A 12,575-nucleotide genomic window follows, 5' to 3' on the forward strand; every position below is an offset into this window, starting at 1 on the left:
CGGTTTGCATTTTCAGCCGGTAATCGAGGTACGAGGTTTTCAAACTCTGCAGTTTCTCGAAAAGTGGACTTCCCTTCGGTATGGGTGACAAAGAGTAAGGAAACCCTTCCTGTTGCCAGGTGGAAAAATGGGGAGAATTCTTGAATTCCTCATTTTCGCTCCCCAGGCGCAGGGCTTCAAGATAGGCTGAAAAACGAGCGTGGAGTATGGCCGCGTTTTCTTCTATGGTTTGTAACCGTTCTGAATTTTCTTCCGAAAGATAGGTGGCTAACAAATTCTCGTTTTGGGAAATCAAATCTTTCAGGCGGGAGGTGGCAAAAAGAAGTGGTGTGGATTCTCGGACGGTGGAAAAAGAAGAGTTCACCTGCATGAAGGCAAAGATGGCGACCAACCCCCCCAGAGTAGCAAGAATAGCGAGGACCGTAAAACCCAAACTCATTTTGGTTCTAATTTGCAAGATGAATACCCCCTTTCTTATATCTGTTAATATCGGCAGGATGAGAGAAAATTTTAGAGATTCATTTACTCATACCCCCTTTTTCGGCATTCCTCTATAAAATGTCGGTATCTTTCTTCGTATTGGCGTGCCTTCTCCGGTTGAGGGTCAATGGTGGCACAGATTTTTACCATTGTCTGAGCAGCCCGGCTTAGTCCTCCCAAAAATGGCGATGCCGCAATGATACAGGAACCCATAGCCGATTCGAGTGTGGAAGGAAGTTTTATAGGTCGGTTCAGGATGTGTGCTCGAATCTGGTTCCAGATTGTACTCTTGGCTCCACTTCCAGATGAAAAAACCCGTTTAATGGAGCTTGCCCCCAGTGATTCTAAGACTTCGAAACTGTATCGCTCGATGTATCCCACCCCCTCCAGGCACGCTGCATAAAACGTGAGTGGGTCCTTCGCTTCTCCCACCTTAAAAAATTGAGCTTTTGGATTGGCAAGTGGTAGACGTTCTCCCTGGCGTACCAGAGGATACACCAGTAAGGAAGTGGGCAAATTCAGGTGTTTCACTCGTTCATCCCATTCGGAAAAGTTAGCACTCGGAAAAAAATGGTTGAGGCACTCTCCCCCAGTGTTACTGGCGCCTCCAGGAAGCCAGAATCCCTCTGGATGAAGGTGACAGTAAACCCGCCCTTTAGGATCTTTAATATGCCGTTCCGAAATGCTGCGGATAACCAGTGTTGTTCCCAGAGTGGACGAGATGTCCCCCACTTGCTCCACTCCCGAAGCATAAAAAGAAGCTGTACCATCGGTGGCTCCCACCACCACTTTCATTTTGGCGCATTCCCATTTCTCTTTCCAGTGGGGATGGAGTTCCCCGACAACTTCACCGGTCGTGAACACCTTAGGAAGCTTTGCTATGGGTATCCCCAGGTCTTTCTCGATGAATGGAGGCCATGCTCGATCGAAGAGGTCATAACCCATCTTGAGTGCGTTGGAGATGTCAGATATTCCCCACTCTCCGGTTAAGATTCCCACTAAGTAGTCAGCAGCATGGAGAAAGTATCGGGTTTTTTCAAATAACTGGGGTTGGTGTCTTTTAATCCAGAGGACTTTGCACAGGGCGAAAGAGGGGTCGAAGCGGTATCCCATTTTTTCGCAGAAAGACGCCGCGGTGCTATTGGTAAGTGATGCTTCCTCTCTGGCTCGGGAATCGTTGTACATGATGGCAGGACGAAGGACATTCCCATCTTCGTCCACGGCTACCACTGTTCCTGAGGTGGAATCACAGGAAAGAGCAAAAAGAGTCTCTTTATGGTATCCCATGGTAAAAAATTTCCTCAGTGCTCTGGCAACGCAGATATCAACCTTCTTTACCCATTCTCCGGGGTCCTGTTCGAAAATCGCTCCTTCCACGCAAGAAGAAGCAAGTATTTCTCGTTCCTGAACGACCACCTTTCCATTGAGGTTAGTAATGATACTGCGTACTCCCTGAGTACCCAGATCGATTCCTAAAACAAAGGCATAGTCTTTGTTCATGAACTTTCCTCCGCTCACTGGTATTATTTTCTATTCTATCAGGATTATTTTCCCGGTGCATGAATTGGCACTGGAAACACTGTGAACACCACGGCTATGAATTCCCTGCTCTGCTTTGATGGGAAGTTAACCGGGGGTTCTGATGGAACCATGGTTGACCTACAGGGACGCTTGCAATATAATTTAACCACGGCTAAATTTTGGAGCAACGAAGAAAGGAGAAACATTTTCCATGAAGAGGACCTATCAACCACATCGAGTTAGAATGAAGAGAACTCATGGCTTTCGCGCCAGAATGGAAACGAGGGCCGGGCGAGAAGTCTTAAGCCGCAGAAGAAAGAAGGGGCGTAAACGTCTCACTGTGTGATTGAGGCAATGAAAAGCCTGACTCGAAAGAGAGACTTCATTCGGGTATTCCAGCAGGGAAAGCGAAAGCGGGTCGGGCTATTGAAATTTTTTTTTCTGAAGCGTGAGGGTGGGGATTTGCGGGTTGCCTTTGTGGGAAAGAGTAAGAAGGCGGTGTACCGGAATCGAGTGAGGCGGCGTTTGAGAGAAGCCTTTCGGGTTCGTTTTTATCCTCGGTGGTGTAAAAGCCCAGTTGATTTTATCTTTTGGGGTGACGAAAAACTCTGTTCGGTACGTTTTGCCGATATTCAATCCTGGATGGGACAGTTATTGGAAGACGTTCCCATAAGCGACGAGGACTAAGGAAATCGTGAAGATTGAGCGACTTTTGGTTTGTGGCGTTGACCGATGTTTGGCGTGGTATCAACGATTTGTGTCTCCATTTTTCCCTCCCTCCTGTCGTTTCGAGCCAACCTGTTCTCAATATGCTAGAGAAGCGTTGCAGAAACATGGGTTGTTCCGGGGAGGGACGATGGCTATCTGGAGGGTGATGCGCTGTCATCCGTACTCTCGGGGTGGATATGACCCGGTAAAATAAGAAAGAAAAGGTGGTTGGAGCATGTTTTCACAACTTTGGGATGGTTTGGCCAAATTAATGGAGTTTGTGTTGCGGTTTTTTTACAACCTGACGGGCAACTATGGCATTTCCATAATTCTCCTTACTGTAGTGGTTCGCCTGGCGCTTTATCCGGTCATTCACAAACAGAATCTTTCCACTCGAGCTATGCAGGAGATCCAGCCCGAGGTGAAAAAATTGCAGGAAAAGTATGGTAAGGAACCACAGAAGTTAAACCAGGAGCTGATGAAGCTTTATAAAGAAAAAGGCGTCAGTCCTTTGGGAGGATGCCTGCCCCTTCTCATTCAGCTTCCTTTTCTCTTTGTGCTTTACCGGGTTCTTGTGACCTACGATTATGGTCAGGCTGGTTTTTTATGGCTTCCCAGTCTCTCTCAGAAGGACCCGTACTACATTCTTCCTCTGGCCATGGGTATCACTACTTTTATTCAGCAGAAGATATCCACTCCGTCGATGGGGGGAGAAGCGTCGCAGCAAAACCTCCTCCTTATGGTTGTGATGCCCGTTTTCCTGGTTTTCATTAGCTGGGGTTTGCCTTCAGGAGTGCTCCTGTACTGGTTTGTTTCGAATCTTTTTTACATATTTCAGCAATATCTCCTGGAGCTCCAGATTCGCAAAAGTAAGGTTGCTCTTTCCCCTGCTACTCTTCCAAACCTGACTCAAGCAGAAAACCCTTCAAGAGCTTCTTTGCGTAAAAAGGGGGAAAAAAAGAATGAAAAGAAGCGTTGAAGTTTCAGGGAAAAGCCTGGAAGAAGTATTAGAGCGGGCTTCTCGATATTTTGACGTACCCAGGGAACACTTGAATTATGAGGTGCTATCTGAAAATAAGGGATTTTTGGGGATCTTAGTGCCTAAGGTGGTGAAAGTGCGAGTCTGGGTTGATGAGCAGGAAGAAGAAACTTTGGATGTGGTGCAATCCGAGGAAGAGGTGCCCAGAGTTTCTCGTCCTTTAAAGGAGTCACAGAAAAAGGTTCCTGCAGACCTTATTGAGTTGCAAAAAGCCGCAGTGGACTTTCTCCAAGGGTTAATTGATAAGATGCGGGTCGATGTAGAGGTTACCGCGCGACAGGAAGGGGTGAAACTGAGCTGCGTCGTTGATGGGAAGGATTCTGGAATCCTCATCGGTCGCAAGGGGGAAACTCTGGAAGCCATGGAAGTTTTGCTTCGGACTTTTCTTTCCAAGAGAGGGTTTGAAGGAGGCTTTGTAGAACTGGATATTGCCAATTACAAGAAGCGAAGAGAAGAAACCCTCCGAAAGCTGGCTGAAAAAGTAGCCCAAAAAGTAATTCGAGAAAGGAAAAAGATTAAACTGGAACCTATGAATGCTCGGGAGCGGCGTATTATCCACACCACCCTGAAGGAGTACCCGCAGGTGGTGACTTACAGTGTGGGCTTTGAACCGGCAAGGCGAGTGGTCGTGGAATTTAGGGATACGAATGAAGAAAAGGAACGGAGTTCAGGAAAGAAAACCGAGCGCAATTCGCCAAAATCTACCGGTGCGGAGAAGAGAGGTCGGAATACAGGAAGACGGCCTCGCAAATCGGGAGGACAGAAGAAAACTTTTGGAGAATGATACCATTGTTGCTCCGGCAACGCCGCTGGGGATTGGGGCGATAGGAATCGTTCGAATGAGTGGCCGGGAGGCGGTACCCATTGCTTCTCGGCTTTTTCGTGCCCGTTCTGGAAAAAAGGTAGAAGATTTCTCTTCTTTTCGTTTTTACTTGGGGGATCTTGTGGATCCGGAAAGAGGATTCCTTCTTGATGAAGCCCTCTGCGTGGTGATGCGAGCACCACGCAGTTATACCCGGGAAGACGTGGTCGAATTTCATCTGCATGGAGGACCGTTGCTTCTGCGTAAGGTTTTCGAGCTGTGTCTCCGTGAAGGGGCCAGGATGGCAAGGCCCGGAGAATTCACCGAACGTGCTTTTCTCAACGGTCGCGTTGACCTTGCGCAGGCGGAAGCAGTGGCAGAAATCATCCGTGCTCGCTCAGAAAAAGCTCTGGAACTCTCTTTACGAGCACTCAAGGGAGAGTGGGGTCGGAAAGTCCGTGCCTGGCAGGATACGCTGGTGCTCCTTCAAGCCCACGTTCAGGTGAGTTGCGATTTTCTCGATGTACCGGTTCCGAATATCGAGGGATTGCTCCTCAAGGAACTCTCTTCCCTGAGAGAGGGCATAGAAAAGGAAATTAAGAATGGTGAGAGAACTCAAGTGCTTCAGGAAGGTTTTCTGGTGGTTATCGCCGGGAAACCCAACGTGGGGAAATCGAGCTTCCTTAACGTTATGGTGGGGAAAGAAAGAGCCATTGTGACCCCTTTTCCGGGAACGACCCGGGATGCAATCGAAGAAATGGTACTTCTTGAAGGACTCCCCATTCGCTTTGTGGACACTGCTGGGATTCGGGATGGTGTTGATTTCATTGAGCGAGTGGGAGTGGAAAAAGCGGAGGAGTATTTGAAGGATGCGGACCTTGTGATTGTCATTTTTGACCGAAGTCGTCCTTTGGAAGACGACGACTTGAGGATTGCCGGGATCGTGGGGGCAAAACCCCATATCGTGGTCTTTAACAAAAGTGATTTGCCTCCGGTTCTTTCTAAAGAAGCACTTGGTCGGTTTTATCCGGGAGAAGAGATTATTGAAATTTCTGCTCTTACTGGGGAAGGTAAAGAAACGCTAATCCGTAAGATTACAGAGAGATTGCGCGAACAAATTGGGCCGGAAGAGGATTTGACTCTGATGAGCGCTCACCAGAGGGAAACGCTGAAAACCGTTGTCTGGGACATCGCTGAGTTAGAGCGGGAGATTCAGAGTGGTTTATCGATTGATGTGGTTGGCTTGCGTTTGGATGAGATTTTGTGGAAGATAAAGCAGGTTACTGGAGAAAATATCGATGAGAAACTCCTGGAGACTATTTTTTCTCACTTTTGTCTTGGCAAGTAAATGTTCCACGTGGAACACTGTATTCTACCAACAGTGTTCCACGTGGAACATTTTATAAAAGAGGTTTCTTCTGGGGGAAACCTGCTTTACGGGGAAAAGAGGAAGGAGTTGGTCCTCTCTTCCGCACCAGAATCAGGTAGGTTTTTCGCTCCCTAAAAGGGATAGACACTTCCCTGATGTTTTCAATCACGCAAGAGAGGATTCCAAGTGCCCTTTGGGCTTTCTGGATTTCTTCCTGGTAGCGTTTCCCTTTGTAATAGATCCCGAGTCCTCCAATTTTCAGAAAAGGGACGGTGAGTTCTAAGGCTATCGCCAGAGGAGCTAGGGCTTTGGCAGTAGCTGTATCAAACTGTTCTCGCCAAAGCGGATGAAAGGCAACATTCTCCGCCCGATCATTCTGAATGTGAACCTGAAGAAGGTTAAGTTTGGCCACTGCTTCGTTGAGAAAAGAAACCTTCTTTTTTTGGGACTCGAGCAAGGCAAGAGTCAGGTCAGGACGGGCGATTTTTAGGGGAATTCCTGGTATCCCCCCTCCCGTGCCTACATCGATGAGGGTTGAGCCTTCCACGAAGCGCAGGCCGCTCAGAGAATCAAGGACAAGCTCGGTGATGATGGTGGTTTTCTCTTCACAACCAGTGAGATTGAGTACCCTGTTCCATTCGAAAAGGAGGGTGATGTAGTTTTCCAGCTTTTCCACATCTTCTTTTCCCATCGAAATGCCTAATTTTTGGATTCCTTCTTTGAGGAACGCTCTCTCTTCTTTCCACAGGTTATCCACAGCGTATGTTGGCCTTCCTTTCTAGAACCATTGAACCCCCCGTTCTTTTCCTAAATGCATACTAATATTGAGATTATTGTACTTGTACTAGAGCGTCAATGACCATTTGAATTTGGACTGTACGAAAGTACGTTAAGTAATCCACAGGTTATCCACAGCGGTTTTCCTCGTTTTTCCTTTTTAGTAAAGGTCAAGAAGCGTGCTATAATCTCAAATAGTATGGAAAAGGGAGGAAAAGGATGCCGATTCACGAGGGAGACCGGGTGTACGTCTACTTAGAAGATGGGAAAGAGTACCTGTTGTGCGTGAAAGAAGATAAAATTTTCGGAACGCACCTTGGGAACATTACTTTAAAGGATGTGTTGGGTAAAGAATTTGGTGAGTATGTGCTCACTTCTCAAGGTAAAAGAGCTTATCTCTTGCAACCGGGTATCGTGGAAAATATTTTTCATATGAAGCGACGAACTCAGATTGTGTACCCCAAGGATCTGGGTTATATTCTCCTTTACCTTGATGTTAAGGAAGGAGATCGGGTTATCGATGTTGGCTTAGGAAGTGGAGCCATGTGCGGAGCACTGGCAAGAATCGTGGGTGCTTCGGGGAAAGTGTATGCGTATGAGAAGCGGGACGAATTTATCCAGGTGGCTGTGGAGAATCTTTCGAACTGGAATGTGCTCGATCGGGTGGAAATCAAATCGAGGGACATCGAACAGGGTTTTGAGGAACGCGAGGTTGATGCCCTCTTCCTAGATGTTCCCCAACCCTGGGATTATCTCAGGCAGTGCTGGGAAGTGCTACGAGGTGGAGGAAGAATAGGAATTGTTTCCCCTACGGCTTCGCAGGTGATGGAGGTTCTAAAGAGCTTGCGCCTCCTTTCTTTTCGTTCTATCTCGGTATGGGAAGGTCTCTTCAGAGAATATAAAACCAATCCCTCTACCTTTCGGCCTGTGGATCGAATGGTAGCCCACACCACTTATATGATTTTTGCGCGCAAGGTGTTTACAGAGTGATTGCCGACTTATTTTTCGAGGTCGGCAATAATTCGCTGGGCATCTAGAAGGCGCTCTTCGGGAACCTGAATCTCAAAAGGACCAGTGTCCCCGAAATACGCTTCTCCACCGTAGGGAAACGTTGAGGGCTTGAGGATAACGCCAATCCCCTCGTTTTCCAGGTGTCCTCTGATGAGTTCGGCTTCGACTTTGTTCCCCGCCAGCTTCAAGGTCTTGTATGATGTGGATAGTCGCTCTTTGGAATATACCGAAAGGTCATAACTCGGAAAGAGTGGTTGCCGGAGAAGTGCTGGAGGCACAGGTTTTCTCTTGGGGTTGAAAAGCAGGGCAAAATATGTGGTTTTGGCTACTTCTTCAAGAACCACGCTGTGATACAAGGCTTCGCGGGGGTACTGACCCCAGGTGAATGGTCCGTGATAGGCCACAAGCACCCCCGGTATTTCACGGTAGTCGAGCAAGTGGAATCGTTCCACAATGACCTTTCCTACCGAATGCTGGTAGTTCTCCTTCATTTCCTCCGTGGTGAGGGCCCGGGTGCAGGGGATGGTTCCTCGAAAGCAATGTGCATGGATGACCCCAAGACAGGGTATTCCAAAACCAGCCTGCGCCCACACACAGGCGAAAGATGAATAGGTGTGCGCAATACTACCGATTTCAGGAAAATGTTGGTAGAGGATACAGTGGGTCAGAATATCTGGGAAGGGACGAAGGCGTCCCTCCACGGTGTTTCCCTTCTGGTCCACAACCACCATGTGTTCTAATTGGAGTTCGCGGTGGGGAATGCCATCCGGTCTGGTCACAATCAGTCCTTCTTCCCGATCGATACCACTTACGTTTCCCCAGGTAGTGGTAATCGGATTTTCCTCTGGAAGATGCGCATTTGCCCACCATACCTCTTTTTTCAGGGTCTCCAGTTTCATGATTTGATTCCCTCCTTGAGCTGGGCAGCGAATACACTCGAAGCCCTCAGGTCTTCCTCATTGGGTCTTCCCCGGTTGATTCCCCCAAAAACTTTCAGGAGGCTAAAGGTATCGTATCCTCGACAGGTAAAACTTCCCACCACCTCAAACCCTTTCTCTCTGAGTATCACCCTTAATGGTTCATTATAGGAAGATTGTCCCAGGCCACTTGTGGAAAAAACGAATGCTTTTTTTCCTCTTCCGGGCGGAAGGTTGTCCACAAACTTGAGAATTCTTTTGTGAAAACGACCAAAAAAGATCCCTGACCCCAGTCCTAACAGATCGTAGGTGAGGATTTCGGAGGGGTTAATTTCTTCTGGTTCCACAAGCTGAGCCCCGAGTTCTTTTGCCATCCTTTCTGCTATCTTTCGCGTGTTTCCATGATGCACCGAGACCACCACCAGCATACTTCGCAATGCCTTCACCTCCTTTTCCATCCTACCATATTGTAGAGGGAGTGGAAAAGGGTACGCTCTTCCTCTACAATGAGTGGTGTATTCTGATCGCAAGGAGGTCGATACATATCAGGATGGAACATCGAGCCTCTTTTTGAAGCGTTGCTCGCCGGGAGGGTTCAGGCGTATCGGTTTGTTAATCTCCGGGAGGTGGTGACTGCGGAATGGGTAAGACTGAAATGTCAGTATGGTTGTGATGGGTATGGGCAATCGCTCACCTGCCCTCCCTATTCCCCAACACCAGAAATGACCAGGAAAATACTCGATTCGTACTCTTGCGATGCTCATCATGAAGCCAGAAGAATACCAAAGTTTGCGAGCAATCTGTGCTCACCTGGAAAGGGAAGTTTTTCTTGCAGGATATGAAAAAGCTTTTGCCATGCCCTCTGGACCATGCGAACTGTGCGATCCTTGTCCCTTACAGTACCCTTGTCGGCACCCTGAAAGTGCCCGCCCGCCAATGGAAGCCTGTGGCATCGACGTGTACACCACGGTTCGGAAGTTCGGTTTTCCCCTTCGGATGGTTCGCTCTCAATCTGAAAAGCCCAACTATTACGCTTTGCTTCTGCTCGCATAGTTATTCGAAGCGGAAGAATCGTACAGCCAGAAACGTAGATACCCCCAGCCACCCCAGAAGGACGACAAAATCCTGGACTATGCCGAACTGAGCCGGAATGCCCACCATGACATTCCGGAGGGCGTCACCAAGATAACTGAGAGGAAGGAGTCGGGGGATAAATCGGATTGATTCCGGCATCATCTCCGGAGGAAAGAAAATCCCAGAGAGGAACATCATGGGAAACTGGACCATCTGGATGATTCCCTCGGCGCTTTCGATAGTCTTCGTAAAGGAAACGATGAAGTATCCCAGGCTCACGAAGGTGGCTGAACCAAAGAGCACCCAGGGCAAGAATATGGCTGGAGATCCAGAAATCTGGACCTTAAAGAACGCCCAGCCAGCGACGACGATGACCACGGTTTGCAAAAGAGAAATTCCCATCCGAACGGTTATTTCGCTTACAAGGAGAAGGCTCCTGCGTAGAGGTGTTGCACCCAGGTGACGGATGATTTTTCGTTCTCGCAAGCTCACGAAGTCAAGTGTTCCGAAGAGTCCCAGTTGCATGAGAGCCATGGCCAAGGCCCCGGGGAGAAAATAATCAATCTGGCGGGCATGGGGAACGCCAATGGTTTGCGTTTCGATAGGGATATTAAAACTCTGTCCTGTCTCTTGCAGTTTTTGTTCAAACAGGAAGCCCTTCAAGTGTCCTAGAAATGCTTGAGTGCGCTCAGCGCTTTGGGGGTGGGTATAGATGGTGATTTTCCTTTCTTCGATCTGCACCACGATGTCACGCTTTCTGGTTCGAAGGGCTTCGAAGGCTAAGGGGCTCGCTTCAGAAAAGAGTCGTACGGTATTTTCCTGGGTCAAGGCGCGATGGAGTGCTTCTCCATAAGGCGTTGGCGTAACTTCGACGATACTCACGGAAAGTGGCGATGGTTTTCCTCCTCCTCCTCCTCCAAAGATGGTTCCGAAAAGGAAGACAAATAATACCGGAAAGGCAAGGAACCAGAAAAGGGCCATTCGATCTCGGATGTTGTTCTTAAGGTGAGCAAAGACCAGGTGGACAAAGACCTTCAATCTCGCATCCTCCTTCCTGTAAGTTTGAGGAACACATCTTCCAGGGTTGCTTCACGCACCGTGACGTTTCGGAGCGTCACCTGACCTTTTTCGGCTAAATGGCTTAGGTCGGTGAATATTTGAGGAAGGTCCAGGGTGTAGAGGGTCATCTTTTCCTCATCAACACCGATCCGGGTAAGGCTTGGGAGTACGGAGAAAACACTGTAATCATTTACTTCTTCCCGGGGGATTTCGACAGCCTTTTCCCGGAAATGTTCAGCGACGAGATCCCGGGGTTTTCCCAGAGCAATGATTTTTCCATGGTCAATGATGGCTACCCGGTCGCAGAGTTTTTCGGCTTCATCGAGGTAGTGGGTGGTGAGTAGAACAGTTTTCCCCTCTTTTTTCAGAGTACCAATAACTTCCCAAAGGTTTCGCCTGGACTGGGGATCAAGACCAGACGTCGGTTCGTCAAGGAATACGACTTCCACTTCTCCAACCAGTGCCAGTCCTACACTGAGGCGTTTCAACTGCCCTCCGCTGAGTTTTTCAACCAGGGTTCGAGCTTTTTCCTGAAGGCCGGTGAGGGAAAGAATTTCTTTCTCAGGACGACTTTTAGGGTAAAAAGAACCAAAAAGACGAATCGTTTCAAGAACCGTGAGTCGCGGAAAAAGATGAGCTCCCTGCAACTGAACCCCGACTCGGGATTTGATAGAAGTTGGGTCAGTCAGAGGGTCTAATCCCAGAACCATAACCGTGCCCTGGTCTCTTTTGGTGAGACCAATGATGGTTTCCACGGTGGTGGTTTTACCTGCTCCATTTGGTCCTAAAAGACCGAAAACTTCTCCTGGTACGATACCGAAGCTCACTCCATCCACGGCTTTAACCGAGCCGTAGTATTTTCGCAATCCTTCCACAAATATAGCCCACATAGAACTTCCTCCCTCATCCTCGATGATATGGCCATACAATCGGTTGGACCATGAAAAATGTTCCATCCAACTTAAGAGCAAACATTCTTCTTTTTTCATTATACACTTCGAAAATGATTAGATTATAAAAAGTACGCTAACGTATTAATAAACATTGTTTTTTTGGGACTGGTGTGGTATAATTCTAAAAATTCGTTAACGTTAACGGAAAAATGCCTTATCGAGCGAAACGTCCAACCATTAAAGATATTGCCAGAATTTCTGGTTTTTCTACGGGGACTGTGGATCGGGCTTTGCACAATCGGGGGGACATCAAACCACAGACAAAGCAAAAAATCCTCAACGTTGCTCGGTCCCTAGGTTACAAAACCAATTGTATTGCCAGTGTCATGAGTCGTAAAAAACCTCTTGTGTTTGCCGCCATTTTCCCTAAAGAATTACACTATTTTTATGATGACATTCGGCGCGGTTTTCTGGATGCCATGGAACGACTGCGAAACTTCAAGGTCACTCCTCTTTTAAAGGACATTGAAAGTCTGGGAAAGGGTGAAGAAGAAGCTCTGCAGACTCTTTTAAAAGAAGAGGTTGATGGTGTGGTGTTTACCCCTGGGCACCGGAGTCGTTTCAACCATTTCATTGATCGCTTTGCTGAGCGTAACATTCCGGTGGTTACGGTTTCGACTGATGCACCGAGGAGTAAACGCCTCACTTCGGTTTGTGTGGATCCCCGAAAGAATGGGGAACTGGCTGGGGAACTGATGAGTCATTTTGTCTCGCAAGGAGGTAGGGTGGTGGTGATGGTGGGGTCCATGGAAATCGAGGATCATTTCCAAAAGGTGGAAGGATTCAGAGAGGTTATTACCCAATTTGGGAAAGGGATTGAGCTTTTGGAGGTCCTGGAAAACCGGGAAGATGAAGCACAGGCTCA

At 48.0% G+C, this 12,575-nt stretch carries 16 protein-coding genes; 9 read left to right on the top strand and 7 right to left on the bottom strand.

The features are described from left to right. Positions 1-457, bottom strand: a 457-nt coding sequence (locus tag ABDK92_09640) for a hypothetical protein (GenBank protein MEN3186868.1), incomplete at its 3' end; no start/stop codon positions are given. A 65-nt stretch (positions 458-522) separates the two neighbouring features. Then, positions 523-1,980, bottom strand: coding sequence for an FGGY-family carbohydrate kinase (locus ABDK92_09645; protein MEN3186869.1), 1,458 nt, complete (start codon positions 1,978-1,980; stop codon positions 523-525). 232 nt (positions 1,981-2,212) lie between these two features. Between ABDK92_09645 and rpmH the strand changes: the two genes are divergently transcribed. From rpmH to mnmE, 6 genes are read left to right on the top strand one after another with little or no spacing between them, the layout of a single operon-like run. Beyond that, the gene (rpmH, locus tag ABDK92_09650; GenBank protein MEN3186870.1) at positions 2,213-2,347 is read left to right on the top strand and encodes a 50S ribosomal protein L34; all 135 of its coding nucleotides are present in this window, start codon (positions 2,213-2,215) and stop codon (positions 2,345-2,347) included. Between the two features lie 8 nt (positions 2,348-2,355). Next, positions 2,356-2,688, top strand: coding sequence for a ribonuclease P protein component (gene rnpA, locus ABDK92_09655; GenBank protein MEN3186871.1), 333 nt, complete (start codon positions 2,356-2,358; stop codon positions 2,686-2,688). A 13-nt stretch (positions 2,689-2,701) separates the two neighbouring features. Further along, positions 2,702-2,923: a membrane protein insertion efficiency factor YidD gene (gene yidD / locus ABDK92_09660; GenBank protein MEN3186872.1), complete on the top strand. Its 222-nt coding sequence runs from the start codon at positions 2,702-2,704 to the stop codon at positions 2,921-2,923. Positions 2,924-2,944: 21 nt separating this feature from the next. After that, entirely contained in the window at positions 2,945-3,688 is a 744-nt protein-coding gene (locus ABDK92_09665; GenBank protein MEN3186873.1) for a YidC/Oxa1 family membrane protein insertase, read from the top strand. Beyond that, positions 3,672-4,532, top strand: coding sequence for an RNA-binding cell elongation regulator Jag/EloR (gene jag, locus ABDK92_09670; GenBank protein ID MEN3186874.1), 861 nt, complete (start codon positions 3,672-3,674; stop codon positions 4,530-4,532). Before ABDK92_09665 ends, jag begins: the two co-directional genes overlap by 17 nt. Continuing rightward, on the top strand, positions 4,522-5,898 hold the full coding sequence (gene mnmE, locus ABDK92_09675; GenBank protein MEN3186875.1) for a tRNA uridine-5-carboxymethylaminomethyl(34) synthesis GTPase MnmE: 1,377 nt from the start codon (positions 4,522-4,524) through the stop codon (positions 5,896-5,898). The genes jag and mnmE overlap by 11 nt, the downstream gene beginning before the upstream one ends. A gap of 52 nt (positions 5,899-5,950) precedes the next feature. Here the strand turns inward: mnmE and rsmG are convergent, their stop codons facing one another. Continuing rightward, positions 5,951-6,676 (bottom strand): 16S rRNA (guanine(527)-N(7))-methyltransferase RsmG, encoded by a 726-nt coding sequence (gene rsmG, locus ABDK92_09680; protein MEN3186876.1) that lies wholly within the window; start codon positions 6,674-6,676, stop codon positions 5,951-5,953. Between the two features lie 239 nt (positions 6,677-6,915). Here rsmG and ABDK92_09685 point away from each other — a divergent pair, with 239 nt between their 5' ends. Then, entirely contained in the window at positions 6,916-7,686 is a 771-nt protein-coding gene (locus ABDK92_09685) for a tRNA (adenine-N1)-methyltransferase (GenBank protein ID MEN3186877.1), read from the top strand. A gap of 8 nt (positions 7,687-7,694) precedes the next feature. Here the strand turns inward: ABDK92_09685 and ABDK92_09690 are convergent, their stop codons facing one another. Beyond that, on the bottom strand, positions 7,695-8,606 hold the full coding sequence (locus tag ABDK92_09690; GenBank protein ID MEN3186878.1) for a class II aldolase/adducin family protein: 912 nt from the start codon (positions 8,604-8,606) through the stop codon (positions 7,695-7,697). Beyond that, entirely contained in the window at positions 8,603-9,052 is a 450-nt protein-coding gene (locus ABDK92_09695) for a flavodoxin family protein (protein ID MEN3186879.1), read from the bottom strand. Before ABDK92_09695 ends, ABDK92_09690 begins: the two co-directional genes overlap by 4 nt. Positions 9,053-9,389: 337 nt before the next feature. Here ABDK92_09695 and ABDK92_09700 point away from each other — a divergent pair, with 337 nt between their 5' ends. Beyond that, on the top strand, positions 9,390-9,677 hold the full coding sequence (locus ABDK92_09700) for a DUF2284 domain-containing protein (protein ID MEN3186880.1): 288 nt from the start codon (positions 9,390-9,392) through the stop codon (positions 9,675-9,677). Here the strand turns inward: ABDK92_09700 and ABDK92_09705 are convergent, their stop codons facing one another. Then, the gene (locus ABDK92_09705) at positions 9,678-10,736 is read right to left on the bottom strand and encodes an ABC transporter permease (protein ID MEN3186881.1); all 1,059 of its coding nucleotides are present in this window, start codon (positions 10,734-10,736) and stop codon (positions 9,678-9,680) included. It lies immediately after the preceding gene. After that, positions 10,733-11,647: an ABC transporter ATP-binding protein gene (locus tag ABDK92_09710; protein MEN3186882.1), complete on the bottom strand. Its 915-nt coding sequence runs from the start codon at positions 11,645-11,647 to the stop codon at positions 10,733-10,735. The genes ABDK92_09705 and ABDK92_09710 overlap by 4 nt, the downstream gene beginning before the upstream one ends. 212 nt (positions 11,648-11,859) lie before the next feature. Here ABDK92_09710 and ABDK92_09715 point away from each other — a divergent pair. Next, positions 11,860-12,575: substrate-binding domain-containing protein (locus tag ABDK92_09715; GenBank protein ID MEN3186883.1), on the top strand; the 716-nt coding region annotated here is incomplete at its 3' end.

This window comes from Atribacterota bacterium (genome assembly GCA_039638595.1).
Lineage (GTDB): Bacteria > Atribacterota > Atribacteria > Atribacterales > Caldatribacteriaceae > Profundicultor > Profundicultor thermophilus.

What these genes read in the sequence shown, in the direction of transcription:
- ABDK92_09690 (MEN3186878.1), bottom strand. Translation starts at nt 8,606, where the DNA reads ATGAAACTGGAGACCCTGAAAAAAGAGGTATGGTGGGCAAATGCGCAT.
- ABDK92_09665 (MEN3186873.1), top strand. Translation starts at nt 2,945, where the DNA reads ATGTTTTCACAACTTTGGGATGGTTTGGCCAAATTAATGGAGTTTGTG.
- ABDK92_09700 (MEN3186880.1), top strand. Translation starts at nt 9,390, where the DNA reads ATGAAGCCAGAAGAATACCAAAGTTTGCGAGCAATCTGTGCTCACCTG.
- rpmH (MEN3186870.1), top strand. Translation starts at nt 2,213, where the DNA reads ATGAAGAGGACCTATCAACCACATCGAGTTAGAATGAAGAGAACTCAT.
- rnpA (MEN3186871.1), top strand. Translation starts at nt 2,356, where the DNA reads ATGAAAAGCCTGACTCGAAAGAGAGACTTCATTCGGGTATTCCAGCAG.
- ABDK92_09645 (MEN3186869.1), bottom strand. Translation starts at nt 1,980, where the DNA reads ATGAACAAAGACTATGCCTTTGTTTTAGGAATCGATCTGGGTACTCAG.
- ABDK92_09695 (MEN3186879.1), bottom strand. Translation starts at nt 9,052, where the DNA reads ATGCTGGTGGTGGTCTCGGTGCATCATGGAAACACGCGAAAGATAGCA.
- ABDK92_09710 (MEN3186882.1), bottom strand. Translation starts at nt 11,647, where the DNA reads ATGTGGGCTATATTTGTGGAAGGATTGCGAAAATACTACGGCTCGGTT.
- ABDK92_09685 (MEN3186877.1), top strand. Translation starts at nt 6,916, where the DNA reads ATGCCGATTCACGAGGGAGACCGGGTGTACGTCTACTTAGAAGATGGG.
- jag (MEN3186874.1), top strand. Translation starts at nt 3,672, where the DNA reads ATGAAAAGAAGCGTTGAAGTTTCAGGGAAAAGCCTGGAAGAAGTATTA.